We start from the raw sequence: 20,803 nt of genomic DNA, 5'->3' as shown, positions 1-20,803 counted from the left end.
GAATCCTTAGCTTCTCGTTATTTGCACAAAGCCAAGGATTCAAGATTGTTATTTATCACTAATCATGAAAAAAATTGACTGTGTGCGGCATTATTTTTATTTTTACAGGCTGCTCAACAGCTAACACGCGATCTTGCTCTGCGGCAACTTCACACTCTTGACCTGCAATATTGATACGGTACACATAACGCGTGCCGATAAAACGTCTTTGCAAGATAGTTAAACTGTTTGCGTCACTGTGCGCAGCTTCACACAACTGAATATGGTGCGGTCTTATATACACTTGACCTTGCTGGCAATTAGTATTGCTTGCCGTCAATGACTGAACCACACCAAACGCCGTTTCGTATTCAGTTGGCGTTAATACTTTTGCCGTTAAGTATATGCCCGTACCAAGAAACTCTGCAACCACCTTTGAGTTAGGTTGACTAAATAACTGCTCCGGAGAGCCCTGTTGGGCGATTTTTCCACCATGCATAACAGCAAGCGTGTCAGCAAATGCGAAAGCTTCTTCCTTTGAGTGGGTAACAAATACCGCAGAAACCTGCTGAGCTTTAATAATGCGGCGTATATCGGCGATAAGCTCAAAACGTACTTGTGTATCAATATTCGAAAATGGCTCATCAAGTAATAATAAACTTGGTTTGTAAGCAAGTGCACGGGCTATTGCCACTCGTTGCTGCTGGCCACCTGAAAGCTGATGCGGGTATCGCTGTGCACAACCATCGAGTTTAACAAGGCTAAGCATTTCATCTACACGCTCTCGCTTTTGTGCTTTGCTCATGTTGCTAAGGCCAAACGCAATGTTGTCGCTCACCGTTAAATGAGGAAATAGCGCATAGTCTTGGAACATCATGCCAATATTACGTTTTTCCGGTGCAACAAATAGCCCACTATCGTTAACCACTTTTGAATCAATACTCATATAGCCTTGCTCAGGCTGTAAAATCCCGGCAATTGCCTTTAAGGTTGTGGTTTTGCCGCAGCCACTTGCGCCAAGCAAACAGACGATTTCATCTTGTTCAACATTGAGGTTTAGTTCACTCAACACCTGAGTCGCATTGTACTGATAAGCTAAGTCTTTAATTATCAAATGACTCATGAGTGATTTTGCTCCATCGAACGATTAACGAAATACAAAGGGATTAACCCAACTAACACGATAAACAAGGCCGAAATTGACGCAAGCTCCAATTGCTCATCACTAACATATTGAAAAACATGGGTGGCCAGCGTTTCAAAATTAAAAGGCCTAAGTAATAAAGCGGCCGGTAATTCTTTCATACACTCAATAAACACTAATAAGCCAGCTGTTAGAATGCCGCGTTTTAATAGCGGTAAATGTACTCGCCAAAGTGTTTGTAAGGGCCCTTTGCCCATTGATTGGCTGGCCATATCAAGTGATGGGCTAATACGTAAAAAACTGCTTTCAAGTGCGCCATGTGCAATCGCATAAAAACGCACAACGTAAGCAAAGATCATCGCAAATAAAGTGCCACTTAAAAGTAACCCCGGTGATAAACCAAAAGGCTCAAGCCAATTATTTAATGCATCATCCAGCTGTGTTAATGGCAGTAATACGGCAATCGCTAACACAGTACCAGGTAAGGCGTAGCCAGTACTTGCTAAACGCCCTGGGAGCAAAGGGTAAGCTTGTTTAGCAATGCGCTGATAAAACAATACCAATAAGCTCAATAGGATAGTTGCAATGCTCACCACAACAGCCACTTTAAAACTTTGCCAAGCGTAATTAAAAAATGCCCCATTCCATGCTTCATCTGCATAGACAATGGCGTATTTAACTAACACCCCAACCGGTAGGATAAAAGCCAATACCAGCACAACTGTACAAGCAAAGCTTGCAGCCCACGCCGCACCGCCTTTTAAGCGATACAAGGTTGCGCTGTTTACGCTTGACTGACGTTCATACACGGCTTGATTGCGACGACTAAAGCGTTCAACCATGATGGTTAAAAACAAAATCAGTAACATGATACCTGAGATTTTCGCCGCAGCAGTTAATGAGTAATAGCCAAGCCATGTATCGTAAACAGCGGTCGTCAGTGTGCTCACAGCAAAGTAGTTAACAGTAGCAAAATCAGCCATAGCTTCCATACTGATCAATGTAACCCCTGCCACAATCGCCCCACGACCAAGAGGCAGACTAACGCGCAAAAAACTCTGTAATGGCGATAAACCCATCAGCTGACTAGCTTGTACTAGTTTAAAAGACTGCTCTCTGAGTGCAGTTTTAAAAATTAGGTATAAGTAAGGATAGAGTACCAAGGCAATCATAAAAATAGCCCCAGTCAATGTACGAATATCAAAAAACCAGTAATCGTCTGGTGATTGCCAACCAAACCAGTCTCTGAGTGCGATCTGTACAGGCCCTGCGTAATCAAGTAAGTCGGTATACACGTAGGCGATAAGATAAGTTGGCATTGCTAAAGGCAGCATTAACGCCCATTCAAATTGCTTACGCCCGGGAAAGTCACAGTATGCAGTTAACCAAGCTAGCGGCAATGCAATTATACAGCTTAACAGCCCTACCCCTGCAATGAGAATTAGCGTATTACGGGTATAATCCCACAGCACCGTATCGAAAAGGTGCTGAAATACATCTGAATCCCCTTGCAGAGATTCAAATAACAAAAAGCCTAATGGCGTAACAAGCAACAGGCCAATAAGCCAGGCTGTAAGCTGCCAACGCGACAGCGAAAACTTCACATGCATAAGTGGATTAATACCAGATAAAATAAAAGCTGTTAAAAAACAGCTTTTATAAAATTGTGTAACGAGGAATGTTCTCGTTATAAATCAAACTTTACTTCATCAATCAGCTTCAGTGCCACAGGGCGATATTTGCTTATCTCATCAAGAGGAAGACTGTCTTCTTTAAACTCACCCCATGATGCAACCATCTCAGATAATGCAACCCCTTGCTTTACAGGGTATTCCATATTCACTGAAGCATACATATTTTGCGCCTTATTGTCGGTCATATACTCAATCAGTTTCAAGGCATTTTCAGGGTTTTTAGCATAACGGGTCATAACAACGCCCGATACATTGATATGAGAACCTCGGTTTGTTTGGTTAGGAAAGTTAATATAAACCGCTTCAGCCCATGATTTTTGCTGCTCATCTTGCATCATTTTACCAAAATAGTAGCTGTTACCTAACGCCAGATCACATAAACCTTCTTTTACTGCTTTGACTTGCGCTCTGTCATTCCCTTGCGGCTTACGTGCTAAATTGGCTTTAACCCCCTCAAGCCATTGCTTAGTTTTTGCTTCGCCATGGTGAGCGACCATAGAAGCAACTAAACCTAAATTGTATGGATGTTTGCCAGAGCGAGTACAGATTTTACCTTTGTATTTTGGGTCCGCTAAATCTTCGTAAGTTAGCTCTGCAAGTGCACCAACGCGCTCTTTTGAAGAGTAAACATTACGTACGCGTTTAGTAAGTGCTATCCACTGACCATCTGCATCGCGAAAGGTGCTTGGCACATTCGCGTTTACCACATCACTATTGATTGACTGCGTTAAACCTAAATCTTCTAGTTGAATAAGTGCACTAAAATTTGAAGTTAATACTAAATCAGCCTTACTGTGTTTACCTTCGCGCTTAACACGCTCAATCAGCCCTTTTTTTGCAAATACCACATTAGTTTTAATGCCTGTTTGCTTGGTGAAATCGTCCAAAATAGGTTGAATTAAGAACGGTTGGCGAAACGAGTAAATATTTACTACATCAGCAGCAAATGCTGGCGCAGTTAAAAATGCGCTAAGTAATACAAAGGCTGTTTTTTTCATTTTATTACACCTAAATAATAACAATTATCAAAATATTTTACCTAGAGTTAGGGCAAAGTGCACCCGTTTAAACTCATAAATAAACTAACCAAGCTGCCATTTGGGAATTTACATGTAAGAAATATCTCACCCGCATGGCAGTTATTGAGTAAAAAGCACCAGCAAACACTGCACAAAAACCCATAACCAGCTGAAATAAAACAACTTAGTTTAAATGACAATAAAATAACCAGCAGTTTAAACAAGATTTTGACCTACTCAGCGCTTCCTATTTCTCTATAATTACTTACATCAACTAAGCAAGAAGCTTAATGAGTAGATGGATAAGGAAGCATTACTCATAAAACCGCGGAATAAGGTTCATTAGGAGAATAAGGAATCAAGGACAGGCTCAGGAAGAGTAACGCAATGGAGTGACAACCTACGGACAACATCAGGATGATGTGGAATGGCATAACAGCAGGACGTTGTTATACAGGAAGTTCAAAAAGTGGAATAAAGGACAGGCCGTTAGGGCATCGCAATGGATTTGCAAGTAAAGGGATAGTGTTAGGATGGCACGTAAGGGAATGGTAAAGTAATTACCAGCAAGGATGTAAAGGACTAAAAAGGAAACAAGGCTGGATTGCCTTATATTGCACAGAACCAATAAGTAAAGTGTAATCGCATGGATTGGCAAAGTTTAGGGAGTTGATTAGATTCAATTGCAGGATGCAAAAAATTAAGAAGATTCCGCAAGCGCGACTAGTGATAGTACGCGCTTTTCTTTTGCCTACAATTTAGTAAAGAGTTATACCAATTCGCTTAATTAAGTGGTCTATTTTGAGGCAATAAAACCTCGTCGATAACAAGGCAAAAATTTCGTTATTTAGTTGTTCTAAATCAGTAATTTTTAACGCAGGTAGCGACAGGTTTAATCCCTCAAAATGATTAAGTATTATTGCGGATTGGTACTATTACTCCGGTCGCCCCTTATTTCGCTTACCTAGTAGGTAGGCATCTCTGAACTTAATAAAATGCTGTTCTAGCTTTTGAGTAGCGTCTTTCTCACCCGCAAGCGCAAGTACCATAATAGCCACCTCAGCGGTGCCAAGTTGATGTTCGTGTGGAGCTACACGTAATCGATAATCCGAAAGTTTTTCAGGTGTGATTGAAAGCACAGGTAAATTATCCAGATAAGGACTTTTACGGATCATTTTCTTTGCTTCGCGCCAAGTACCATCTAAGAAGATAAACAACGGACGCTTACCTTCAACAGGAGTTACCTCGGTGATCACCCGCTCTTCGTCGTCAACATCGCTGGCAGGGAAAATAACCATAGGTTGATACTGAGGATCTGCCAACAAGCTTAGTAAGGCATCATCAGGATTCGTTCGATCCCATTTAAAGGCATAGTTTTCTGGCACGATTTCAGCAATTAAACGGCCAGTATTTGACGGCTTAAAACTCTCATTGTGATACATAAGTAAACAGACTGCGGCATCGCACTTTGCCTGCTCAACGCCTTCACAAATACAATAGTGCTCGGCTAATAAACATCGCTCACAACGTGTTAGTTTTGCTCCTCGCGCTTTAAATTCACGACGAGACTCAGCCATTTGTTGAGTGCGAAGCACTAACACGGAATTATTTGAGATAGTAACCACTGTATTTACCAGAAAATTAAACGGCGCGTATTGTAGCTAAAAATATAGGGAATAGATATTAATCTAAGTTTTAAGCTACAAGCTACAAGCTACAAGGAACGAGTGAAATCTGATGGTTTGTTGTTAAAAACAAAAAACCCAGCCAAAGCTGGGTTTTTAAAACGATTAGTCAAAAGAACTTACTTCTTTTTAACTGCTTTTTTGTTTGGAAGGTCAGTGATTGAACCTTCGAAGATTTCAGCAGCTAGACCGATTGATTCGTTTAATGTTGGGTGAGCGTGAATAGTTAACGCTAGGTCTTCACCGTCTGCGCCCATTTCAACTGCTAAGCCGATTTCACCTAGCATTTCACCTGCGTTGATACCAACCATAGCACCACCGATAACACGACCTGAGTCTTTATCGAAGATTAGCTTAGTTTGGCCTTCAGTACGTGCTGAAGCGATTGCACGACCAGAAGCAGCCCAAGGGAATACAGCAGTTTCGATGCTTAAGCCTTGCTCTTTAGCTTCTTTCTCAGTTACACCAACCCATGCGATTTCTGGATCTGTGTATGCGATTGAAGGGATGCACTTAGGATCGAAGAAGTGTTTCTGACCAGAGATAACTTCTGCAGCAACATGACCTTCGTGAACCGCTTTATGTGCAAGCATTGGTTGACCAACGATATCACCGATAGCGAAGATGTGACCAACGTTTGTTTTAAGCTGCTTATCAACATTGATGAAACCACGCTCATCAACATTAACGCCTGCTTTATCAGCGTCAACAAGCTTACCGTTAGGTGTACGACCTACTGCAACAAGTACTTTGTCGTAACGTACTGCGTCAGCTGGTGCATTTTTACCTTCGAATGAAACGTATAGACCGTCTTCTTTCGCTTCAACACCAACAACTTTAGTAGAAAGCATTACGTTGAACTTGTCTTTAACGTAACGTTGGTAGATTTTGATAACGTCTTTATCAGCTGCTGGAACTAATTGATCAGCAAACTCAACTACGTCAATTTCAGAACCTAGCGCACGGTATACAGTACCCATCTCAAGACCGATGATACCACCACCTAAAACAAGTAGTTTCTCAGGAACGTCTTTAAGCTCTAGTGCACCTGTTGAGTCAATTACACGGTCATCTTCAGGGATGAAAGGTAAGTTAACAGGTTGAGAACCTGCTGCAATAATAGCATTGTCAAAAGTGATTGTTGTTGTACCGTCAGTACCTTCAACAGCAATTGTGTTGCTGCCTGTGAATTTACCGTAACCGTTAACAACTTTCACTTTACGCATTTTAGCCATGCCGTCTAGGCCGCCAGTTAATTGACCGATTACAGACTCTTTCCAAGAACGGATTTTGTCTAGGTCGATTTCAGGCTTGCCAAAAGTAACGCCGTGAGATGACATTTCTGCAGCGTCATCGATCACTTTAGCTACGTGTAAAAGTGCTTTTGAAGGAATACAACCCACATTTAGACATACACCGCCCAATGTGTTGCGAGATTCTACCAATGTTACTTCTAAGCCCAAGTCAGCAGCACGGAAAGCCGCAGAATAACCACCAGGACCACCGCCTAGTACAACAACTTGAGTTTTTAATTCGTTGCTCATGCTATTACCTTAAATGTTTGAACGGGACACTGCCCCTATGTTTAACTGCCATGTTTCTGCAAGGCAGAAAGGGAGAGCAGATATCTATACCAAGATTGTTCTATGGCAAAGATTGTATCATTGCCAATGGTAAAAATCCCAGCAAAAAACACCTTGCTGGGATTTGATTCTTATAATTTACGAGACGATTACATCACTAGTTGACGAATATCGCTCATGTAGCTTGCTAGCGTCACAGTAAAGCGTGCTGCTAGGGCACCGTCAATAACCCTATGGTCGTATGACATTGATAATGGAACCATTAATTTAGGTTCAAACTCTTTGCCATTCCACTTAGGTTTCATTTCTGACTTAGATACACCTAAGATAGCAACTTCAGGCGCATTCACAATTGGCGTGAACGCTGTACCACCGATACCACCAAGGCTTGAGATTGTGAAACAACCGCCTTGCATATCTGATGACGTTAGCTTGCCGTCACGTGCTTTCGCAGAAATTTCCATTAACTCACGAGAAAGCTCAATGATGCCTTTCTTATCTACATCTTTGAATACTGGAACAACCAAACCGTTTGGCGTATCAACAGCAACACCGATATTGATGTACTTCTTCAAGATTAAGCTTTCGCCATCTTCAGACAGTGAAGAGTTAAACGTTGGGAATTCAGCAAGTGCTTTCGCCGCTGCTTTCATCACAAACACAAGTGGCGTGATTTTAACACCCAACTTTTTCTTCTCAGCAAGCGCATTTTGCTCTTTACGGAATACTTCAAGGCTTGTGATATCAGCTTCGTCAAACTGTGTAACATGCGGGATTTGCACCCAGTTACGGTGCAAGTTAGCGCCAGATAGCTTTTGAATACGAGAAAGTTTTTTCTCTTCGATTTCACCAAACTTAGCAAAATCAACCTTAGGCCAAGGAATAAGACCTAGCTCGCCGCCACCGGCATTCCCTTTACCTGCAGAAAGTTGACCTGACTCAACTTTCTTCACAAGGTCTTTCACGTAGTTTTGTACGTCTTCTTTCACAACACGATTCTTACGACCCGTGCCTTTTACGTTCGCTAGATTAATACCAAATTCACGCGCTAAACGACGTACAACTGGCGATGCATGTGCATAGGCTTTGTTATCTGCAAAACCTTCGTTGCTTGCAGGTGCTGACGCAGGCTTTTCAGCCGCAGGCGCTTTTGCTGCTGTTGCAGGCGCGGCTTCAGCTTTTGCAGGAGCTGGCGCCGCTGCAGCTGGTGCACTACCGGCTACTTCAAATACAAAAATAAGTGAGCCAGTTGATACTTTATCGCCAGCTGCTACTTTGATTTCTTTAACTGTACCGGCAAATGGTGCAGGTACTTCCATTGATGCTTTATCGCCTTCAACGTTTAAGATTGATTGATCTTCTTCAACCTTATCGCCAACAGCAACCATCACTTCGGTTACTTCAACTTCATCACCACCGATATCAGGCACGTTTACTTCTTTAGTACCAGATGCCGTTGCTGCCGGAGCCGCTTCAGCTGGCGCTGCTTCTGTTGCAGGTGCTTCAGAGCCGCTTGATGCTGTTTCAAAAACGAAGATTAAAGAGCCCGTTTTCACTTTATCGCCAGTCGCGATTTTGATCTCTTTAACAGTACCAGCAAATGGTGCAGGTACTTCCATTGATGCTTTATCGCCTTCAACGCTTAATAAAGATTGCTCTTCTTCAACCGTGTCACCTACCGCAACCATGATTTCAGTTACTTCAACTTCATCATCGCCGATATCTGGTACAGTCACTTCCTGTGTAGCAGAAGCTGAAGATGCAGCTGCTGGAGCAGGTGCTTCTTCTTTCGCTTGTGCTGGCGCAGCAGCTTGTTCTTCACCTTCGAAGATCATGATAAGTGAACCCGTCGTTACCGTATCACCTTCAGCTACTTTAATTTCTTTAACCGTACCTGCTTGTGCAGCAGGTACTTCCATTGATGCTTTGTCGCCTTCAACCGTTAATAACGATTGGTCAACCTCAACCTTATCACCAACGCTAACAAGGATTTCGGTTACTTCAACGTCATCGCCACCGATATCTGGTACTTTAATTTCAATACTCATTGGAACCTCTTATGCGTATAGCGGGTTAACTTTGTTTGTGTCGATGTCGAATTTCTTGATTGCTTCAACAACCACTGACTTCTCAACTTCACCACGTTTAGCAAGCTCAGATAATGTTGCAACCACAACATAGCCCGCATTAACTTCGAAGTGACGACGTAAGTTTTCACGGCTATCAGAACGACCATAACCATCAGTACCCAACACTTTATAGTTGCTGCTTGGAACAAATGAACGAACTTGTTCTGCGTAGTTCTTCATGTAGTCTGTTGCAGCAACAGTCACTGCATCTGTTAATGCATTTGTGATGTAAGCAGTCTTTTGCTCTGCTTCAGGGTTAAGCATGTTGAAACGTTCAACATCTTGACCGTCACGTGTTAACTCGTTGAATGATGTTACAGAGAATACATCTGAACCAATGCCATACTCTTCGCTTAGGATTTGTGCCGCTTTACGCACTTCCATCATGATAGTACCTGAACCAAGTAACTGTACTTTCGCTTTCTCGCCAGCAACAGTTTCAAGTTTGTAGATACCTTTACGAATACCGTCTTCAGCGCCTTCTGGCATTGCTGGTTGATGGTAGTTTTCGTTCATTAGCGTTAGGTAGTAGAACACGTTTTCTTGGTCTTCACCGTACATGCGACGAATACCGTCTTGCATGATTACCGCTACTTCATAAGCGAATGTCGGGTCATAAGAAATACAGTTAGGCACTGTGTTAGCAAGAATGTGGCTGTGACCATCTTCGTGCTGTAAACCTTCACCGTTTAGTGTAGTACGACCTGCCGTAGCGCCTAGTAAGAAACCACGTGCTTGCTGGTCACCAGCCATCCACGCCATATCACCTACACGTTGGAAACCAAACATTGAGTAGTAGATGTAGAATGGGATCATTGGTAAATCGTTAGTGCTGTATGATGTTGCAGCAGCAACCCATGATGACATTGCACCTAACTCGTTGATACCTTCTTGTAATACCTGACCTGAAGTTGCTTCTTTATAGTAAGAAACGATGTCGCGGTCTTGCGGCGTATAGTTTTGACCATGAGGGTTATAAATACCGATTTGACGGAATAAACCTTCCATACCAAATGTACGCGCTTCATCGGCGATGATAGGCACGATGTTTTTACCAATGCCTTTGTCTTTTAGTAACACGTTAAGTGCACGAACAAAGCCCATTGTTGTAGAGATGTCACGTTTTTGCTCTTCAAGTAACGGCTTGAACGCGTCAACTTCTGGTAATACTAATTTTTCAGAGAAGTTAGGAATACGCTTAGGCGTGTAACCTTGTAGTGCTTCACGGCGAGCGTGAAGGTACTTGTGCTCTTCTGAACCTTCTTCAAGCGTTAAGTATGGGAGATCAGCTAATTGGTCATCAGAGACAAGATCTTGTAAACCTAGACGAGAACGTAGGTGTGCTACGTGAGTCATGTCCATTTTCTTAACTTGGTGTGCAATGTTTTTACCTTCAGCCGCTTCACCCATGCCGTAACCTTTTACAGTTTTAGCAAGGATTACAGTTGGACGGTCTTTGGTTTCTTCCGCTTTTTTGAATGCAGCGTAAAGTTTTGAAGGCTCATGACCACCACGCTTAAGTGCGAAGATCTCTTCATCAGTCATATCAGCAACAAGCGCAGCTGTTTCTGGGTAACGACCAAAGAAGTGTTCACGAACGTATGCACCATCTTTTGCTTTATAAGTTTGGTAATCACCGTCAATCGTTTCGTTCATTAACTGCAGTAATTTACCTGTTGTATCTTTAGCAAGTAGGATATCCCAACCACTACCCCATACAACTTTAATCACGTTCCAGCCTGCGCCTTTGAATAGGCCTTCAAGCTCTTGAATGATCTTACCGTTACCCATTACTGGGCCATCTAAACGCTGTAGATTACAGTTGATTAGGTAACATAGGTTATCTAGCTTCTCACGCGCAGCGAAAGAGATTGCACCACGTGATTCTGGCTCATCCATCTCACCGTCGCCTAAGAAAGCGTACACGCGTTGGTTTTTAGTGTCTTTTAAGCCACGACCGTCTAGGTATTTTAAGAAACGAGCTTGGTAGATTGAGGCAATTGGACCAAGACCCATAGATACCGTAGGGAACTGCCAGAATTCAGGCATTAATTTAGGGTGTGGGTATGAAGGAAGACCTTTACCATCAACTTCTTGACGGAAGTTATCAAGTTGCTCAGCAGTTAAACGACCTTCAACAAATGCACGTGCATAGATACCTGGTGAAATGTGGCCTTGGTAATAAACTAAATCACCGCCATCAACATCGTTTGGTGCTTTGAAGAAGTGGTTAAAACATACTTCATAGAATGCCGCTGAAGACTGGTAAGACGCCATATGGCCGCCTAAGTCTAGATCTTTTTTCGACGCACGTAATACGATCATGATCGCATTCCAACGGATGATTGAACGAATACGACGTTCAATGTTTACGTCACCTGGGTAAGCAGGTTCTTGATCTACCGGAATGGTATTAACGTAGTTAGTGGTTGTGCCAGTAGGCATATCAACACCGTCTAAACGGGCTTGCTCTAACACTTGCTCAAGTAAGAATTGAGCACGTTCAACACCTTCTTCACGCACAACAGACTCAAGGGCTTGTAACCACTCTTGTGTTTCTAGCGCGTCTACGTCAATTTTATTGACTTCAGACATATGGAGGTTTCCTTATGTTTAAAATACTAATTATTTTAATAAATCTTAAAGTTAAGTAGTTAACTAAACTTAGCTAATCACTTGCTTAATGTTGTTTGGTGCGTCTTAAACTACGTTCAATCCGCGAATGCTCTTTGCCAGCCTCAAGTAAGGCTTCTTCGATAAAGGCTAAGTGAGCATTACTAGCAAGACGTGCTTGCTCTGGGTTTCCTTCAATAACCGCATCCATCAACAGTCGTCTATGTTCTGCGAGCTGCTGGCTGATCTGTGGTTTTTTTAACAGTACAGTTAAATTCTGTAATACATTTTGCTCTAGCAAGGCCTGCATACCACGCACTAAATGTAGCAATACAACGTTATGAGACGCTTCTGCCACACTAAAATGAAATGCATTTATTGCTTTTGCTTTTTGCACAATGTCGTCATTAACGAGCGCAATGTTGTCAAAGCTTTGTTTTACTTTTTTGAAATCATTCGTCGTGCCGCGCATAGCTGCATAATATGCTGCAATTCCTTCAAGGGCATGACGAAATTCGAGTAAATCAAATTGTGACTCTGGATGCTTACTAATCAAATCAAAAAGCGGATCAGTGAGCCCCTCTTCAAGCTGATTTTTTACGAACGTTCCGCCTCCTTGGCGACGCGTTACTAACCCCTTGGCTTCTAGCTTTTGAATCGCCTCACGCAGTGAAGGTCGCGATACTTCAAATTGTTTCGCTAATTCACGTTCTGGAGGCAGCTTTTCGCCTGGCGCTAACGACCCCTCAAGAATCATATTCTCAAGTTGTTGTAAAATTACATCAGATAATTTTGCTGCTTTAATCTTTAAAGACATTTATCAACGTCCGCATTGTTATGCGCTAACCCCATAAATATCGGGTATTTAGCCTTGTGCTTTGACCAAAAAGGTAAATTGGTCATACCAAATTTGTCGCATACGTTATCAAAAACCCGTATTTCTGTCAATTTCACTACGTTCAGCGCCTAGTTACACCCTAACGTAATTCGACTAAAGATTAAACAGTATGGATTAAAGTGGCTTTTTCTGAAGGAAAAAACAATAAAAAAGAAATGGTCAGACCAGATTAAACGACAGAGCTTTTAGTGGTCAGGTATTAGATGTTAGTTGAATTGAGTTGCTTTGTAGCAGCGGGTTTACCCCGCATCGTTGAATTGAATGCTGAAAAATATTCGAAGTAGGATGCACTTCAGTGCTGAAAAATTAAAACTCAATCGAAAGTGCATTAGTAGAGCGATTAATGAATAAAGTTATACAACAAGCTTTACTCTTGTAACTTGCTAACTCAAACACATTCCCGGCTAAAGCCAGTCCTACATCTCGTAACTTGCTAACTTTACAAGCTACGCCAAGCCACCAAATAAAGTAAGTGCTGCGATGATCACTAAAAAGAACAATACATTTCTTTTTACAAGTTTCATCATACAGGTGGCTTCATAAGTACAGCCAAAATGTTGCTGCTCAATTTGCTCAGCGGCAAGTGCAGTTTGCGTAACTACTTTTCGGTTACTCACCGAAAAGTCGAGCACATACTTCAGCCAACAACTGGTACCTTTATTAAAGTTACCAATCACTAAATAACCAAAGCTTGCAACCCGAGCTGGTAACCAATCGAGCCAGAACAATAAGCTATGTACTAGTTTAAAACGCTTAGCATAGGCAACACTGTGATCATCCCTTACTTTGTCAGCAAAAGTTCGAACTAGCGCATAAAGCACCGCGCCAGGGACACCTAAGACCACAAACCAAAAAATAACTGCACAATAAAAGCGAAAATTTAACCAAGCTAAAGTTTGGCCAAAAGTTTCACCATGAGGATCATCTTCAGTCTTCTTTTGGCCCATTTGTAACGCAAATAGGGTTGCAGCCTCTTGGTCGTTGCGGGTTAACGCATTTAAGTAAGACTTATATAAAGCACGTTGCTTAGCACAGCCAAAACAAACCAGCAGTACAGCAACATTCACAGCCAGTTGCCAGATAATAAATTCGGATAGTTGATAAATTAATGCAACAGCCACGACAGGCAACATTAACCAAATCAAAAAACCAATTGGCGAATTAAATAAGCCTTTTTCTGAGAGTTGTTTTTGCGAGTGCTTAAGATAGGTATTGGCATAAAAACCGATTTGCCAGTAGTTAGCTCGAGCCCCTAAACGCTCAATTACCAAAGCAATAATTATTGAAATTAAGATCATGCTTTTACCTATATCCTTTAACTAAAACACTAAATCAAAATAGTATTGCCAATCAAAACTCGCTCCAGGATCAGTTTTTCTGCCCGGTGCGATATCACAATGGCCAACAATGCGCGAACGGTTTATCTCAGGGTACTTTGCCATCAACGCCTTAGTCACTAAGTGTAATGCATTATACTGGGCTTGGGTATACGCCAAGGTGTCGGTACCTTCTAGCTCAATGCCCACGCTAAAATCATTACAGCGCTCTCTGCCTTCAAACGTTGAGATACCGGCGTGCCAAGCCCGTTTCTCAAAAGGCACGTACTGAATAACTTCACCGGTGCGACGAATAAAGCAATGCGCAGAGACTCTTAAGCCTTTTAAATCAGTAAAGCTTTCGTGCGCTGCACAATCAATCGCCCCCATAAATAAATCATCAACATAAGGCGTTGCAAACTGCCCTGCTGGCAATGAAATATTATGAATAACTAGTAATGACACCTCGCCCTCAGGGCGCTCATCGTAATGTGTACAGGGCCTTTGTAACACATTGTTTAATTGGCCCAATTCATTTATATACATATTAAAAACTAACGATGACAATAAAGTTAAATAGTGTAAAGGGTTAAAATCTCAGGGTCTAGTTGCTTTGATTCAATCACTTAAAGTAAGAGTAAGGATACTTTACTATGACCGATCTTTGTCTTCTATTAAGGGGTTAAACATAGTAAAATTTCGCCAATTTATTAATAAACAATGAGCTTTCGACATGTCAGTCCCTCACACTTTAATTAGCCAACTGGTAAAACTCGCCCTCGATGAAGATTTAGATTACCAAAGCGCAAATGACGGTGATATTACCGCGCAACTAATTCCAGAAAATGAGCTAGCTAATGCTAAGGTAATTACTCGTGAAGACTGTGTATTTTGTGGTAAAGACATTATTTTAGAAGTATTTAAGCAAGTTGATCCTTCAGTTGAAGTTAACGTAGTCGTAAATGACGGTGACAAAGTAGCTGCAAATAGCACACTTTTTACAGCATCTGGCTCAGCTCGTGCTATTTTAACTGCAGAGCGCACAGCTCTTAACTTTGTACAAACCCTTTCTGGTACAGCAACAACAACAGCTCATTATGTAAAAGAACTTGAGGGCACGACTACGCAGCTACTCGACACGCGTAAAACAATTCCAGGTTTACGTGCGCTACAAAAATACGCTGTAAAATGTGGCGGCGGCGCGAATCATCGCATCGGCCTTTTTGATGCGTTCCTAATTAAAGAAAACCACATTGCTGCCTGCGGGGGTATTGATAAAGCTGTCGCTCAAGCTAAAGTAAACCACCCAGCCAAGCCAGTTGAAGTAGAAGTAGAATCACTTGATGAACTTGAACAAGCGATCACTGCGGGAGCTGATATCATCATGCTCGATAACTTTACTGTAGAGCAAATTCAACAAGCAGTTGTGCTTACAGATAAGCGAGCAAAGCTTGAAGTATCAGGCAACATGACACTTGAAACTTTAAAAGCCTATTCACAGGCCGGTGTTGACTTTATTTCAAGTGGCGCACTTACAAAAAATTTACAATCAATCGATCTTTCAATGCGATTTAACGGCTAAAAATTCTTTTATACGTATTTAATGTTTTACCTAATTCGTTGACAAGAAAATAAAAAAAGCATTAAATACGTAAAAAGCCTGAACAGATAACAAAAAATCAATATCTTTTTAGCGCTTTTGACTATTTTGTATACGCACGTCCTGAACCTACACAAGATTGCAATCAATTCAATAAGTTCCTGCAAGGATGCGGTGTCTATAAATAGTACAAATATGTGTAACTAAGCTTATTTTACATCAAACAAAGGTAGGAAAGTTCTGAAAAACTGCTTACTGAACAGGAAAATAGCTTCCAAAAACATTTATTGATGCTAAAGTAAATTTATACACGCTTAACCAGTAAGGTTTTTACTACTTTGTTAACATTTAAGCGTTAATAAAAGTTGTTTTAAGTAAAACTGTAAGATTTATCCTGTAAATTAAGCAATGGTTTTACAACGCTTAAGTTACAGCTAAACTTACTAAATCATCATATCCTTTAGGAGAGGAACAAATGACACAACAAAAGCAACAGGGTTTCACCCTAATTGAATTAATGATTGTAGTTGCAATCATCGGTATCTTGGCAGCGGTAGCACTGCCTGCTTATCAAGACTACACAAAACGTGCACACGTCAGTGAAGGTATTACACTTGGTGCATCAGCAAAAGCAGCTGTTACTGAGTATTATGTTTCTGAAGCAGGTTGGCCTGCTGATAATGCTGCTGCAGGAATGCCTGTTTCTACAACAATCACAGGTAATGCGGTTACAAGTGTAGAAGTTGATGACGGAGTAATCACTGTGACTTACAACGATAAAGTTGAAAGTGGAAAAACTGTTGTATTTACACCAAGTGTTGCGGGCACTGGTTCTATAAAATGGACCTGTAACGCTGGCACTGTAGATGCTAAGTACCTACCTTCTAACTGCCGTGGTAGCTAGTTTTAAATACAGGGGCTTTCACAAAGCCCCTGACAACTCTATTGAGCTGTTAAGTTTAACTCCTGCATTATTTTCTTTAAGTATATTCTTATTTTCGTTACATTCCCCAGCTTTGTACGACTCTAAGCGAATTATTCAAATATTTTTTTTATTCACCATAACTACAATCTTTATCTTCAGCCCTTTAAAGCTGTCCAAAAACAACCTTTATCTTACAACATTTCTCTTAACTTTCGCCATTCTATCAATTAATAATTTTACCATTGAAACTCTTTTATATTTATTGCATTATATCCTTCTCTTTAGCTTTATAATCTTAGGTTATAAGATAAAAAAAAATTTAAAAACAACCTTGTTAAGTATATTATTTTTAAACTTATTAATAATTTCATGTTCTATTCTAAATTTATCCATATACGCATTTTTTGATAATACTGTTAAAGCTGATGACATTATTTATGGATTTAATAACATTAGATTTTTCAACCAATTCCAAGTTCTATCTTTTCCTGTACTAATATATTATTTAAACAACAACAAGCTTTCTAGAATAGCCTTTATCATTCTATTGTTAAATATCACATTCTTATTCATAACAGGTGCAAGAGGTGCCATTATATCTTGTATGATAACAACCTTATTAGGTATTAACCTAAAAATAATTAACCGAGATAATTTTAAGATTATATTAAAAGCCACACTATCAGCATTAATACTATTCTTCCTGTACAGTCTTTTTATAGAATCAAATCAAACAATAGGTTATACGTTTAGAACATCAAGCTCTTCTCGCATCGAAATCTGGTTAAATTTATTAAGAAACTTGAGTATAAAGGAACTTTTTTTAGGTAATGGCATCGGTAGCTATATAAATTATAACTTTGGTGTTCGACATCCTCACAATAGCATTCTTCAATTGGTGTATGAATTAGGGGCCATTCCTGCATTTACCATAGTGGGATTTGTATTAAGAGTAATTTACAAAAATATAAAAAAAAATAAAGATGGTGAAATTTCGCCAGAACACGAAACTTGCCTACTTGCACTTTTAAGTATGCTCACTCTTTCTTTTTTTTCCGGTGTGATTGTTATGCCTATTCCACAAACATTTATGCTAATATTTCTTGGCGTACTGATTAGTAACTCGGAAAATGCGGGTTCTAGAAGTGATATTTTTTTTACCAGTAGTTATTGGTTGAAGATTATACTTACATCAACACTGATAATATACTTAGCTTCTGCTTTTATAACCTATAAATGTAAAGATAATAGCTTCTTGGGGCCAAATTATTGGGCGCATGGTCAGTTTTCCATAGAGTATTGCAATTTTTCTTTTTAGGACTTCTAATGACTAAACAACAAAACAATCAAAGCTTAGATACCTTTCAGTGGATAGGTGTTAACTCTCGAGGTAAAAAGCTTGAAGGTGAACTGTCAGGTCAAAGCATTGCTTTAGTCAAAGCACAACTCAGAAAGCAAGGTATTACTCCCTCTAAAGTCAAACGTAAAGCGAAACCCCTATTTGGCTCAAGAGTTCAAAAAATAACACCTAAAGATATTGCTTTAATAACCCGCCAAATAGCAACTATGCTATTGGCTGGTGTGCCACTAATTCAATCAATAGAAATGATCGGATCAGGTGCAAAAAATAAAAGTGTCGCTAAACTAATGGAAAGTATTGGTGATGATGTTAAATCTGGCATGCCCTTATCACAAAGCCTAAGAAAGCACCCTCGCTATTTTGATGATTTATATTGCGACTTAGTGGCCTCAGGTGAGCAGTCAGGTGCCCTTGATAAAATTTTTGACCGTGTTGCACTTTATAAAGAAAAAGCAGAGGCTTTAAAATCAAAAATTAAAAAAGCTATGTTTTATCCGATTGCTGTTTTGGTTGTTGCAGTTATTGTGACATCTATTCTTCTTATATTTGTAGTACCACAATTTCAAGATATTTTTAATGGCTTTGGTGCTGAGTTACCTGCATTTACTTTGATGGTGATTGGTATTTCTGAGTTTATGCAGGAATATTGGTGGATAATTCTTATTACTGTTATCGCAACTGGTTTTGCATATAAAGAAGCCCTCCTTAAGAGTAAAAAACTCAGAGATGCCAACGATAGAGCGATATTAAAACTGCCTGTTATTGGTATGATTTTGAATAAAGCAGCGGTTGCGCGCTATGCTCGCACTTTATCAACTACTTTTGCTGCTGGTGTGCCCTTAGTTGATGCACTTGATTCTGCCGCGGGCGCTTCAGGTAATGCAGTGTATCGTTATGCAATTTTAGAGATAAAAGCCGAGGTAAGTTCAGGTAACTTAATGAACTGGGCGATGAAAAACGCTAAAATCTTCCCTGATATGGTCGTACAAATGGTGGCCATAGGTGAAGAGTCGGGCTCACTTGATGGCATGCTTGCTAAAGTGGCAACGATATATGAGCAAGAAGTCGATGATGCCGTAGATGGTTTATCTAGCTTACTTGAGCCTCTAATTATGGCTGTTTTAGGTGTGCTTGTCGGTGGTTTAATTGTTGCTATGTACTTGCCTATATTCCAATTAGGTTCGGTGATTTAAACATAGTTGTAAGTTGTAAGTTGTAAGTTGTAAGTTGTAAGTTGTAAGTTGTAAGTATAACTTTAAACGCTGATTGATAGCTTCAACACAAAAAAAATAATAAGAATAGTTCAACACAGCGAAATAAAATCGGCCTTTAAATGGCCAGAAGTTAGGTATTTTAATGGAAAACTTTTTTCTTGATATAACCACTGCGATGCAAAGTCAGCAGTGGTTTTATTTTTTGACCGTCGGCTTAGTTAGCCTGTGTATTGGTAGCTTTTTGAATGTGGTGATTTATCGATTGCCACTGATGATGAAAAGAGAATGGCAAACTGAGTGCCGTATTGTATTGTCCGATGAGCTCAATTCAAAACAGCAAACAGAACAAGCTCCCTTTAATTTAGTAAAACCTAATTCAACTTGCCCTAAATGCAAAGCACCGATTAAAGCTTGGCAAAATATTCCTGTGATAAGTTGGCTACTGCTAAAAGGTCGCTGTGCAAATTGTCAGACACCGATATCTGTGCGCTACCCTATTGTTGAAATGCTTACAGCAGTTTTAAGTTTAGTTGTCGCTGCTGTTTTTGGACCAACAACGCTTGCTCTTCTTTATATATTGATTACTTGGGTTTTAGTCGCTTTAACCTTTATCGATATAGATCATATGTTACTGCCCGACCAACTCACCCTGCCACTCGTTTGGCTGGCGCTAATTGCGGCCACTATGGATATTACTATTGCGCCGAGCGATGCAATTATCGGCGCTGCGGTTGGCTACCTGAGTTTATGGAGTGTTTACTGGTTGTTTAAGCTTGCTACGGGTAAAGAAGGCATGGGTTATGGCGACTTTAAACTTTTAGCCGTATTTGGTGCACTACTTGGCTGGCAAGATATTTTAACTATCGTGCTGTTATCAAGTGTCGTAGGTGCCATCATCGGCATTGCACAAATCATCATTCAAGGTAAAGACAAAACTACGCCAATCCCATTTGGGCCCTACCTTGCCATCGCTGGATGGCTAACCTTACTTTGGGGTGAGCAAATTCAAAGCTATTACTTTAACTATTTAGGTTACTAATTATGGCAAACTGGGTTTTAGGGCTAACTGGCGGTATTGGTTCAGGTAAAAGTGCGGTAAGCGCCATGTTTGAAGAGTTTGGCATTCAGGTGGTTGATGCCGATATTGTCGCCAGAGAAGTCGTCGAGCCTGGTTCACTTGGCCTTAAAAAAATTACTGAACATTTTGGTGATGAGATACTCACGAGTAACGGCACACTTGATCGCGCAAAACTAAGAGCAATTATCTTTGCTGATGAATCACAAAAGCAATGGCTTAATAACTTATTGCACCCACTTATTCGAGAAACAATGCTGAGCCAATTAAAGCTGGCCACCAGCCACTATGTCATATTAGTTGCTCCCTTACTTTTTGAAAACGGCTTAGAAAAATACTGCAATCATACCTTACTAATTGATGTTCCTGTTGATGTACAAATAACAAGAACAACAGCCCGAGATAACGTATCTGATGAATTAGCCAAGCAAATCATAGCCTCACAAATGAGCAGAGCTGATAAACAACAAAAAGCGGGTGATATTTTGGATAACAACCGCCCTCTTGAAGAAGTAAAAGCTGATGTGCAAAAGCTACACAAAAAGTACCTAATGCACTCTCACTAGGGT

16 protein-coding genes are annotated in these 20,803 nt (G+C 40.5%); 6 read left to right on the top strand and 10 right to left on the bottom strand.

Annotated elements, in window-relative coordinates:
* Nucleotides 1-58: 58 nt before the first annotated feature.
* The 10 genes from NH153_RS08825 to ampD form a co-directional block, all read right to left on the bottom strand.
* Entirely contained in the window at nucleotides 59-1,102 is a 1,044-nt protein-coding gene (locus NH153_RS08825; protein ID WP_063702952.1) for an ABC transporter ATP-binding protein, read from the bottom strand.
* On the bottom strand, nucleotides 1,099-2,733 hold the full coding sequence (locus NH153_RS08820) for an ABC transporter permease (RefSeq protein ID WP_063702950.1): 1,635 nt from the start codon (nucleotides 2,731-2,733) through the stop codon (nucleotides 1,099-1,101). The genes NH153_RS08825 and NH153_RS08820 overlap by 4 nt, the downstream gene beginning before the upstream one ends.
* A gap of 77 nt (nucleotides 2,734-2,810) precedes the next feature.
* Complete coding sequence (locus NH153_RS08815; protein ID WP_063702948.1) at nucleotides 2,811-3,815, bottom strand: Fe(3+) ABC transporter substrate-binding protein; 1,005 nt, start codon at nucleotides 3,813-3,815, stop codon at nucleotides 2,811-2,813.
* A 956-nt stretch (nucleotides 3,816-4,771) separates the two neighbouring features.
* The gene (locus tag NH153_RS08810) at nucleotides 4,772-5,413 is read right to left on the bottom strand and encodes a tRNA-uridine aminocarboxypropyltransferase (protein WP_063703519.1); all 642 of its coding nucleotides are present in this window, start codon (nucleotides 5,411-5,413) and stop codon (nucleotides 4,772-4,774) included.
* A 227-nt stretch (nucleotides 5,414-5,640) separates the two neighbouring features.
* Nucleotides 5,641-7,065, bottom strand: coding sequence for a dihydrolipoyl dehydrogenase (gene lpdA / locus NH153_RS08805; protein WP_063702946.1), 1,425 nt, complete (start codon nucleotides 7,063-7,065; stop codon nucleotides 5,641-5,643).
* Between the two features lie 188 nt (nucleotides 7,066-7,253).
* Nucleotides 7,254-9,152, bottom strand: a complete 1,899-nt coding sequence (gene aceF, locus NH153_RS08800) for a pyruvate dehydrogenase complex dihydrolipoyllysine-residue acetyltransferase (RefSeq protein WP_063702944.1) — start codon at nucleotides 9,150-9,152, stop codon at nucleotides 7,254-7,256.
* A gap of 9 nt (nucleotides 9,153-9,161) precedes the next feature.
* On the bottom strand, nucleotides 9,162-11,828 hold the full coding sequence (gene aceE, locus NH153_RS08795; RefSeq protein WP_063702942.1) for a pyruvate dehydrogenase (acetyl-transferring), homodimeric type: 2,667 nt from the start codon (nucleotides 11,826-11,828) through the stop codon (nucleotides 9,162-9,164).
* An 85-nt stretch (nucleotides 11,829-11,913) separates the two neighbouring features.
* Nucleotides 11,914-12,663 carry a pyruvate dehydrogenase complex transcriptional repressor PdhR gene (gene pdhR, locus NH153_RS08790; RefSeq protein ID WP_036965924.1) on the bottom strand — a complete coding sequence of 250 codons (750 nt, stop codon included), beginning with the start codon at nucleotides 12,661-12,663 and terminating at the stop codon, nucleotides 11,914-11,916.
* Nucleotides 12,664-13,190: 527 nt separating this feature from the next.
* Nucleotides 13,191-14,042 carry a beta-lactamase regulator AmpE gene (ampE, locus tag NH153_RS08785; RefSeq protein WP_063702940.1) on the bottom strand — a complete coding sequence of 284 codons (852 nt, stop codon included), beginning with the start codon at nucleotides 14,040-14,042 and terminating at the stop codon, nucleotides 13,191-13,193.
* Nucleotides 14,043-14,063: 21 nt separating this feature from the next.
* Nucleotides 14,064-14,606: a 1,6-anhydro-N-acetylmuramyl-L-alanine amidase AmpD gene (gene ampD / locus NH153_RS08780; RefSeq protein WP_063702937.1), complete on the bottom strand. Its 543-nt coding sequence runs from the start codon at nucleotides 14,604-14,606 to the stop codon at nucleotides 14,064-14,066.
* A gap of 187 nt (nucleotides 14,607-14,793) precedes the next feature.
* Here ampD and nadC point away from each other — a divergent pair, with 187 nt between their 5' ends.
* The 6 genes from nadC (at nucleotide 14,794) to coaE (ending at nucleotide 20,800) form a co-directional block, all read left to right on the top strand.
* Entirely contained in the window at nucleotides 14,794-15,642 is an 849-nt protein-coding gene (nadC, locus tag NH153_RS08775; RefSeq protein WP_063702935.1) for a carboxylating nicotinate-nucleotide diphosphorylase, read from the top strand.
* 493 nt (nucleotides 15,643-16,135) lie between these two features.
* The gene (locus NH153_RS08770; RefSeq protein ID WP_063702933.1) at nucleotides 16,136-16,564 is read left to right on the top strand and encodes a pilin; all 429 of its coding nucleotides are present in this window, start codon (nucleotides 16,136-16,138) and stop codon (nucleotides 16,562-16,564) included.
* Nucleotides 16,527-17,903 (top strand): O-antigen ligase family protein, encoded by a 1,377-nt coding sequence (locus NH153_RS08765; RefSeq protein ID WP_063702931.1) that lies wholly within the window; start codon nucleotides 16,527-16,529, stop codon nucleotides 17,901-17,903. Before NH153_RS08770 ends, NH153_RS08765 begins: the two co-directional genes overlap by 38 nt.
* 8 nt (nucleotides 17,904-17,911) lie before the next feature.
* Nucleotides 17,912-19,138 (top strand): type II secretion system F family protein, encoded by a 1,227-nt coding sequence (locus tag NH153_RS08760; protein WP_063702929.1) that lies wholly within the window; start codon nucleotides 17,912-17,914, stop codon nucleotides 19,136-19,138.
* Between the two features lie 163 nt (nucleotides 19,139-19,301).
* On the top strand, nucleotides 19,302-20,198 hold the full coding sequence (locus NH153_RS08755) for a prepilin peptidase (RefSeq protein ID WP_063702927.1): 897 nt from the start codon (nucleotides 19,302-19,304) through the stop codon (nucleotides 20,196-20,198).
* A 2-nt stretch (nucleotides 20,199-20,200) separates the two neighbouring features.
* Nucleotides 20,201-20,800, top strand: a complete 600-nt coding sequence (gene coaE / locus NH153_RS08750; protein ID WP_063702925.1) for a dephospho-CoA kinase — start codon at nucleotides 20,201-20,203, stop codon at nucleotides 20,798-20,800.
* The last annotated feature ends 3 nt before the right edge of the window (nucleotides 20,801-20,803 follow it).

This window comes from Pseudoalteromonas gelatinilytica (assembly GCF_001641615.1).
GTDB classification, from domain to species: Bacteria; Pseudomonadota; Gammaproteobacteria; order Enterobacterales; family Alteromonadaceae; genus Pseudoalteromonas; species Pseudoalteromonas gelatinilytica.
Note: the sequence above shows the minus strand (reverse complement) of the source record. Positions and strands in the feature narration are given on the sequence as shown.

Excerpts from the sequence above, each read along its gene's own strand:
- NH153_RS08825 (WP_063702952.1), bottom strand. The coding sequence starts at position 1,102 with ATGAGTCATTTGATAATTAAAGACTTAGCTTATCAGTACAATGCGACT.
- NH153_RS08820 (WP_063702950.1), bottom strand. The coding sequence starts at position 2,733 with ATGCATGTGAAGTTTTCGCTGTCGCGTTGGCAGCTTACAGCCTGGCTT.
- NH153_RS08815 (WP_063702948.1), bottom strand. The coding sequence starts at position 3,815 with ATGAAAAAAACAGCCTTTGTATTACTTAGCGCATTTTTAACTGCGCCA.
- NH153_RS08810 (WP_063703519.1), bottom strand. The coding sequence starts at position 5,413 with ATGGCTGAGTCTCGTCGTGAATTTAAAGCGCGAGGAGCAAAACTAACA.
- lpdA (WP_063702946.1), bottom strand. The coding sequence starts at position 7,065 with ATGAGCAACGAATTAAAAACTCAAGTTGTTGTACTAGGCGGTGGTCCT.
- aceF (WP_063702944.1), bottom strand. The coding sequence starts at position 9,152 with ATGAGTATTGAAATTAAAGTACCAGATATCGGTGGCGATGACGTTGAA.
- aceE (WP_063702942.1), bottom strand. The coding sequence starts at position 11,828 with ATGTCTGAAGTCAATAAAATTGACGTAGACGCGCTAGAAACACAAGAG.
- pdhR (WP_036965924.1), bottom strand. The coding sequence starts at position 12,663 with ATGTCTTTAAAGATTAAAGCAGCAAAATTATCTGATGTAATTTTACAA.
- ampE (WP_063702940.1), bottom strand. The coding sequence starts at position 14,042 with ATGATCTTAATTTCAATAATTATTGCTTTGGTAATTGAGCGTTTAGGG.
- ampD (WP_063702937.1), bottom strand. The coding sequence starts at position 14,606 with ATGTATATAAATGAATTGGGCCAATTAAACAATGTGTTACAAAGGCCC.
- nadC (WP_063702935.1), top strand. The coding sequence starts at position 14,794 with ATGTCAGTCCCTCACACTTTAATTAGCCAACTGGTAAAACTCGCCCTC.
- NH153_RS08770 (WP_063702933.1), top strand. The coding sequence starts at position 16,136 with ATGACACAACAAAAGCAACAGGGTTTCACCCTAATTGAATTAATGATT.
- NH153_RS08765 (WP_063702931.1), top strand. The coding sequence starts at position 16,527 with ATGCTAAGTACCTACCTTCTAACTGCCGTGGTAGCTAGTTTTAAATAC.
- NH153_RS08760 (WP_063702929.1), top strand. The coding sequence starts at position 17,912 with ATGACTAAACAACAAAACAATCAAAGCTTAGATACCTTTCAGTGGATA.
- NH153_RS08755 (WP_063702927.1), top strand. The coding sequence starts at position 19,302 with ATGGAAAACTTTTTTCTTGATATAACCACTGCGATGCAAAGTCAGCAG.
- coaE (WP_063702925.1), top strand. The coding sequence starts at position 20,201 with ATGGCAAACTGGGTTTTAGGGCTAACTGGCGGTATTGGTTCAGGTAAA.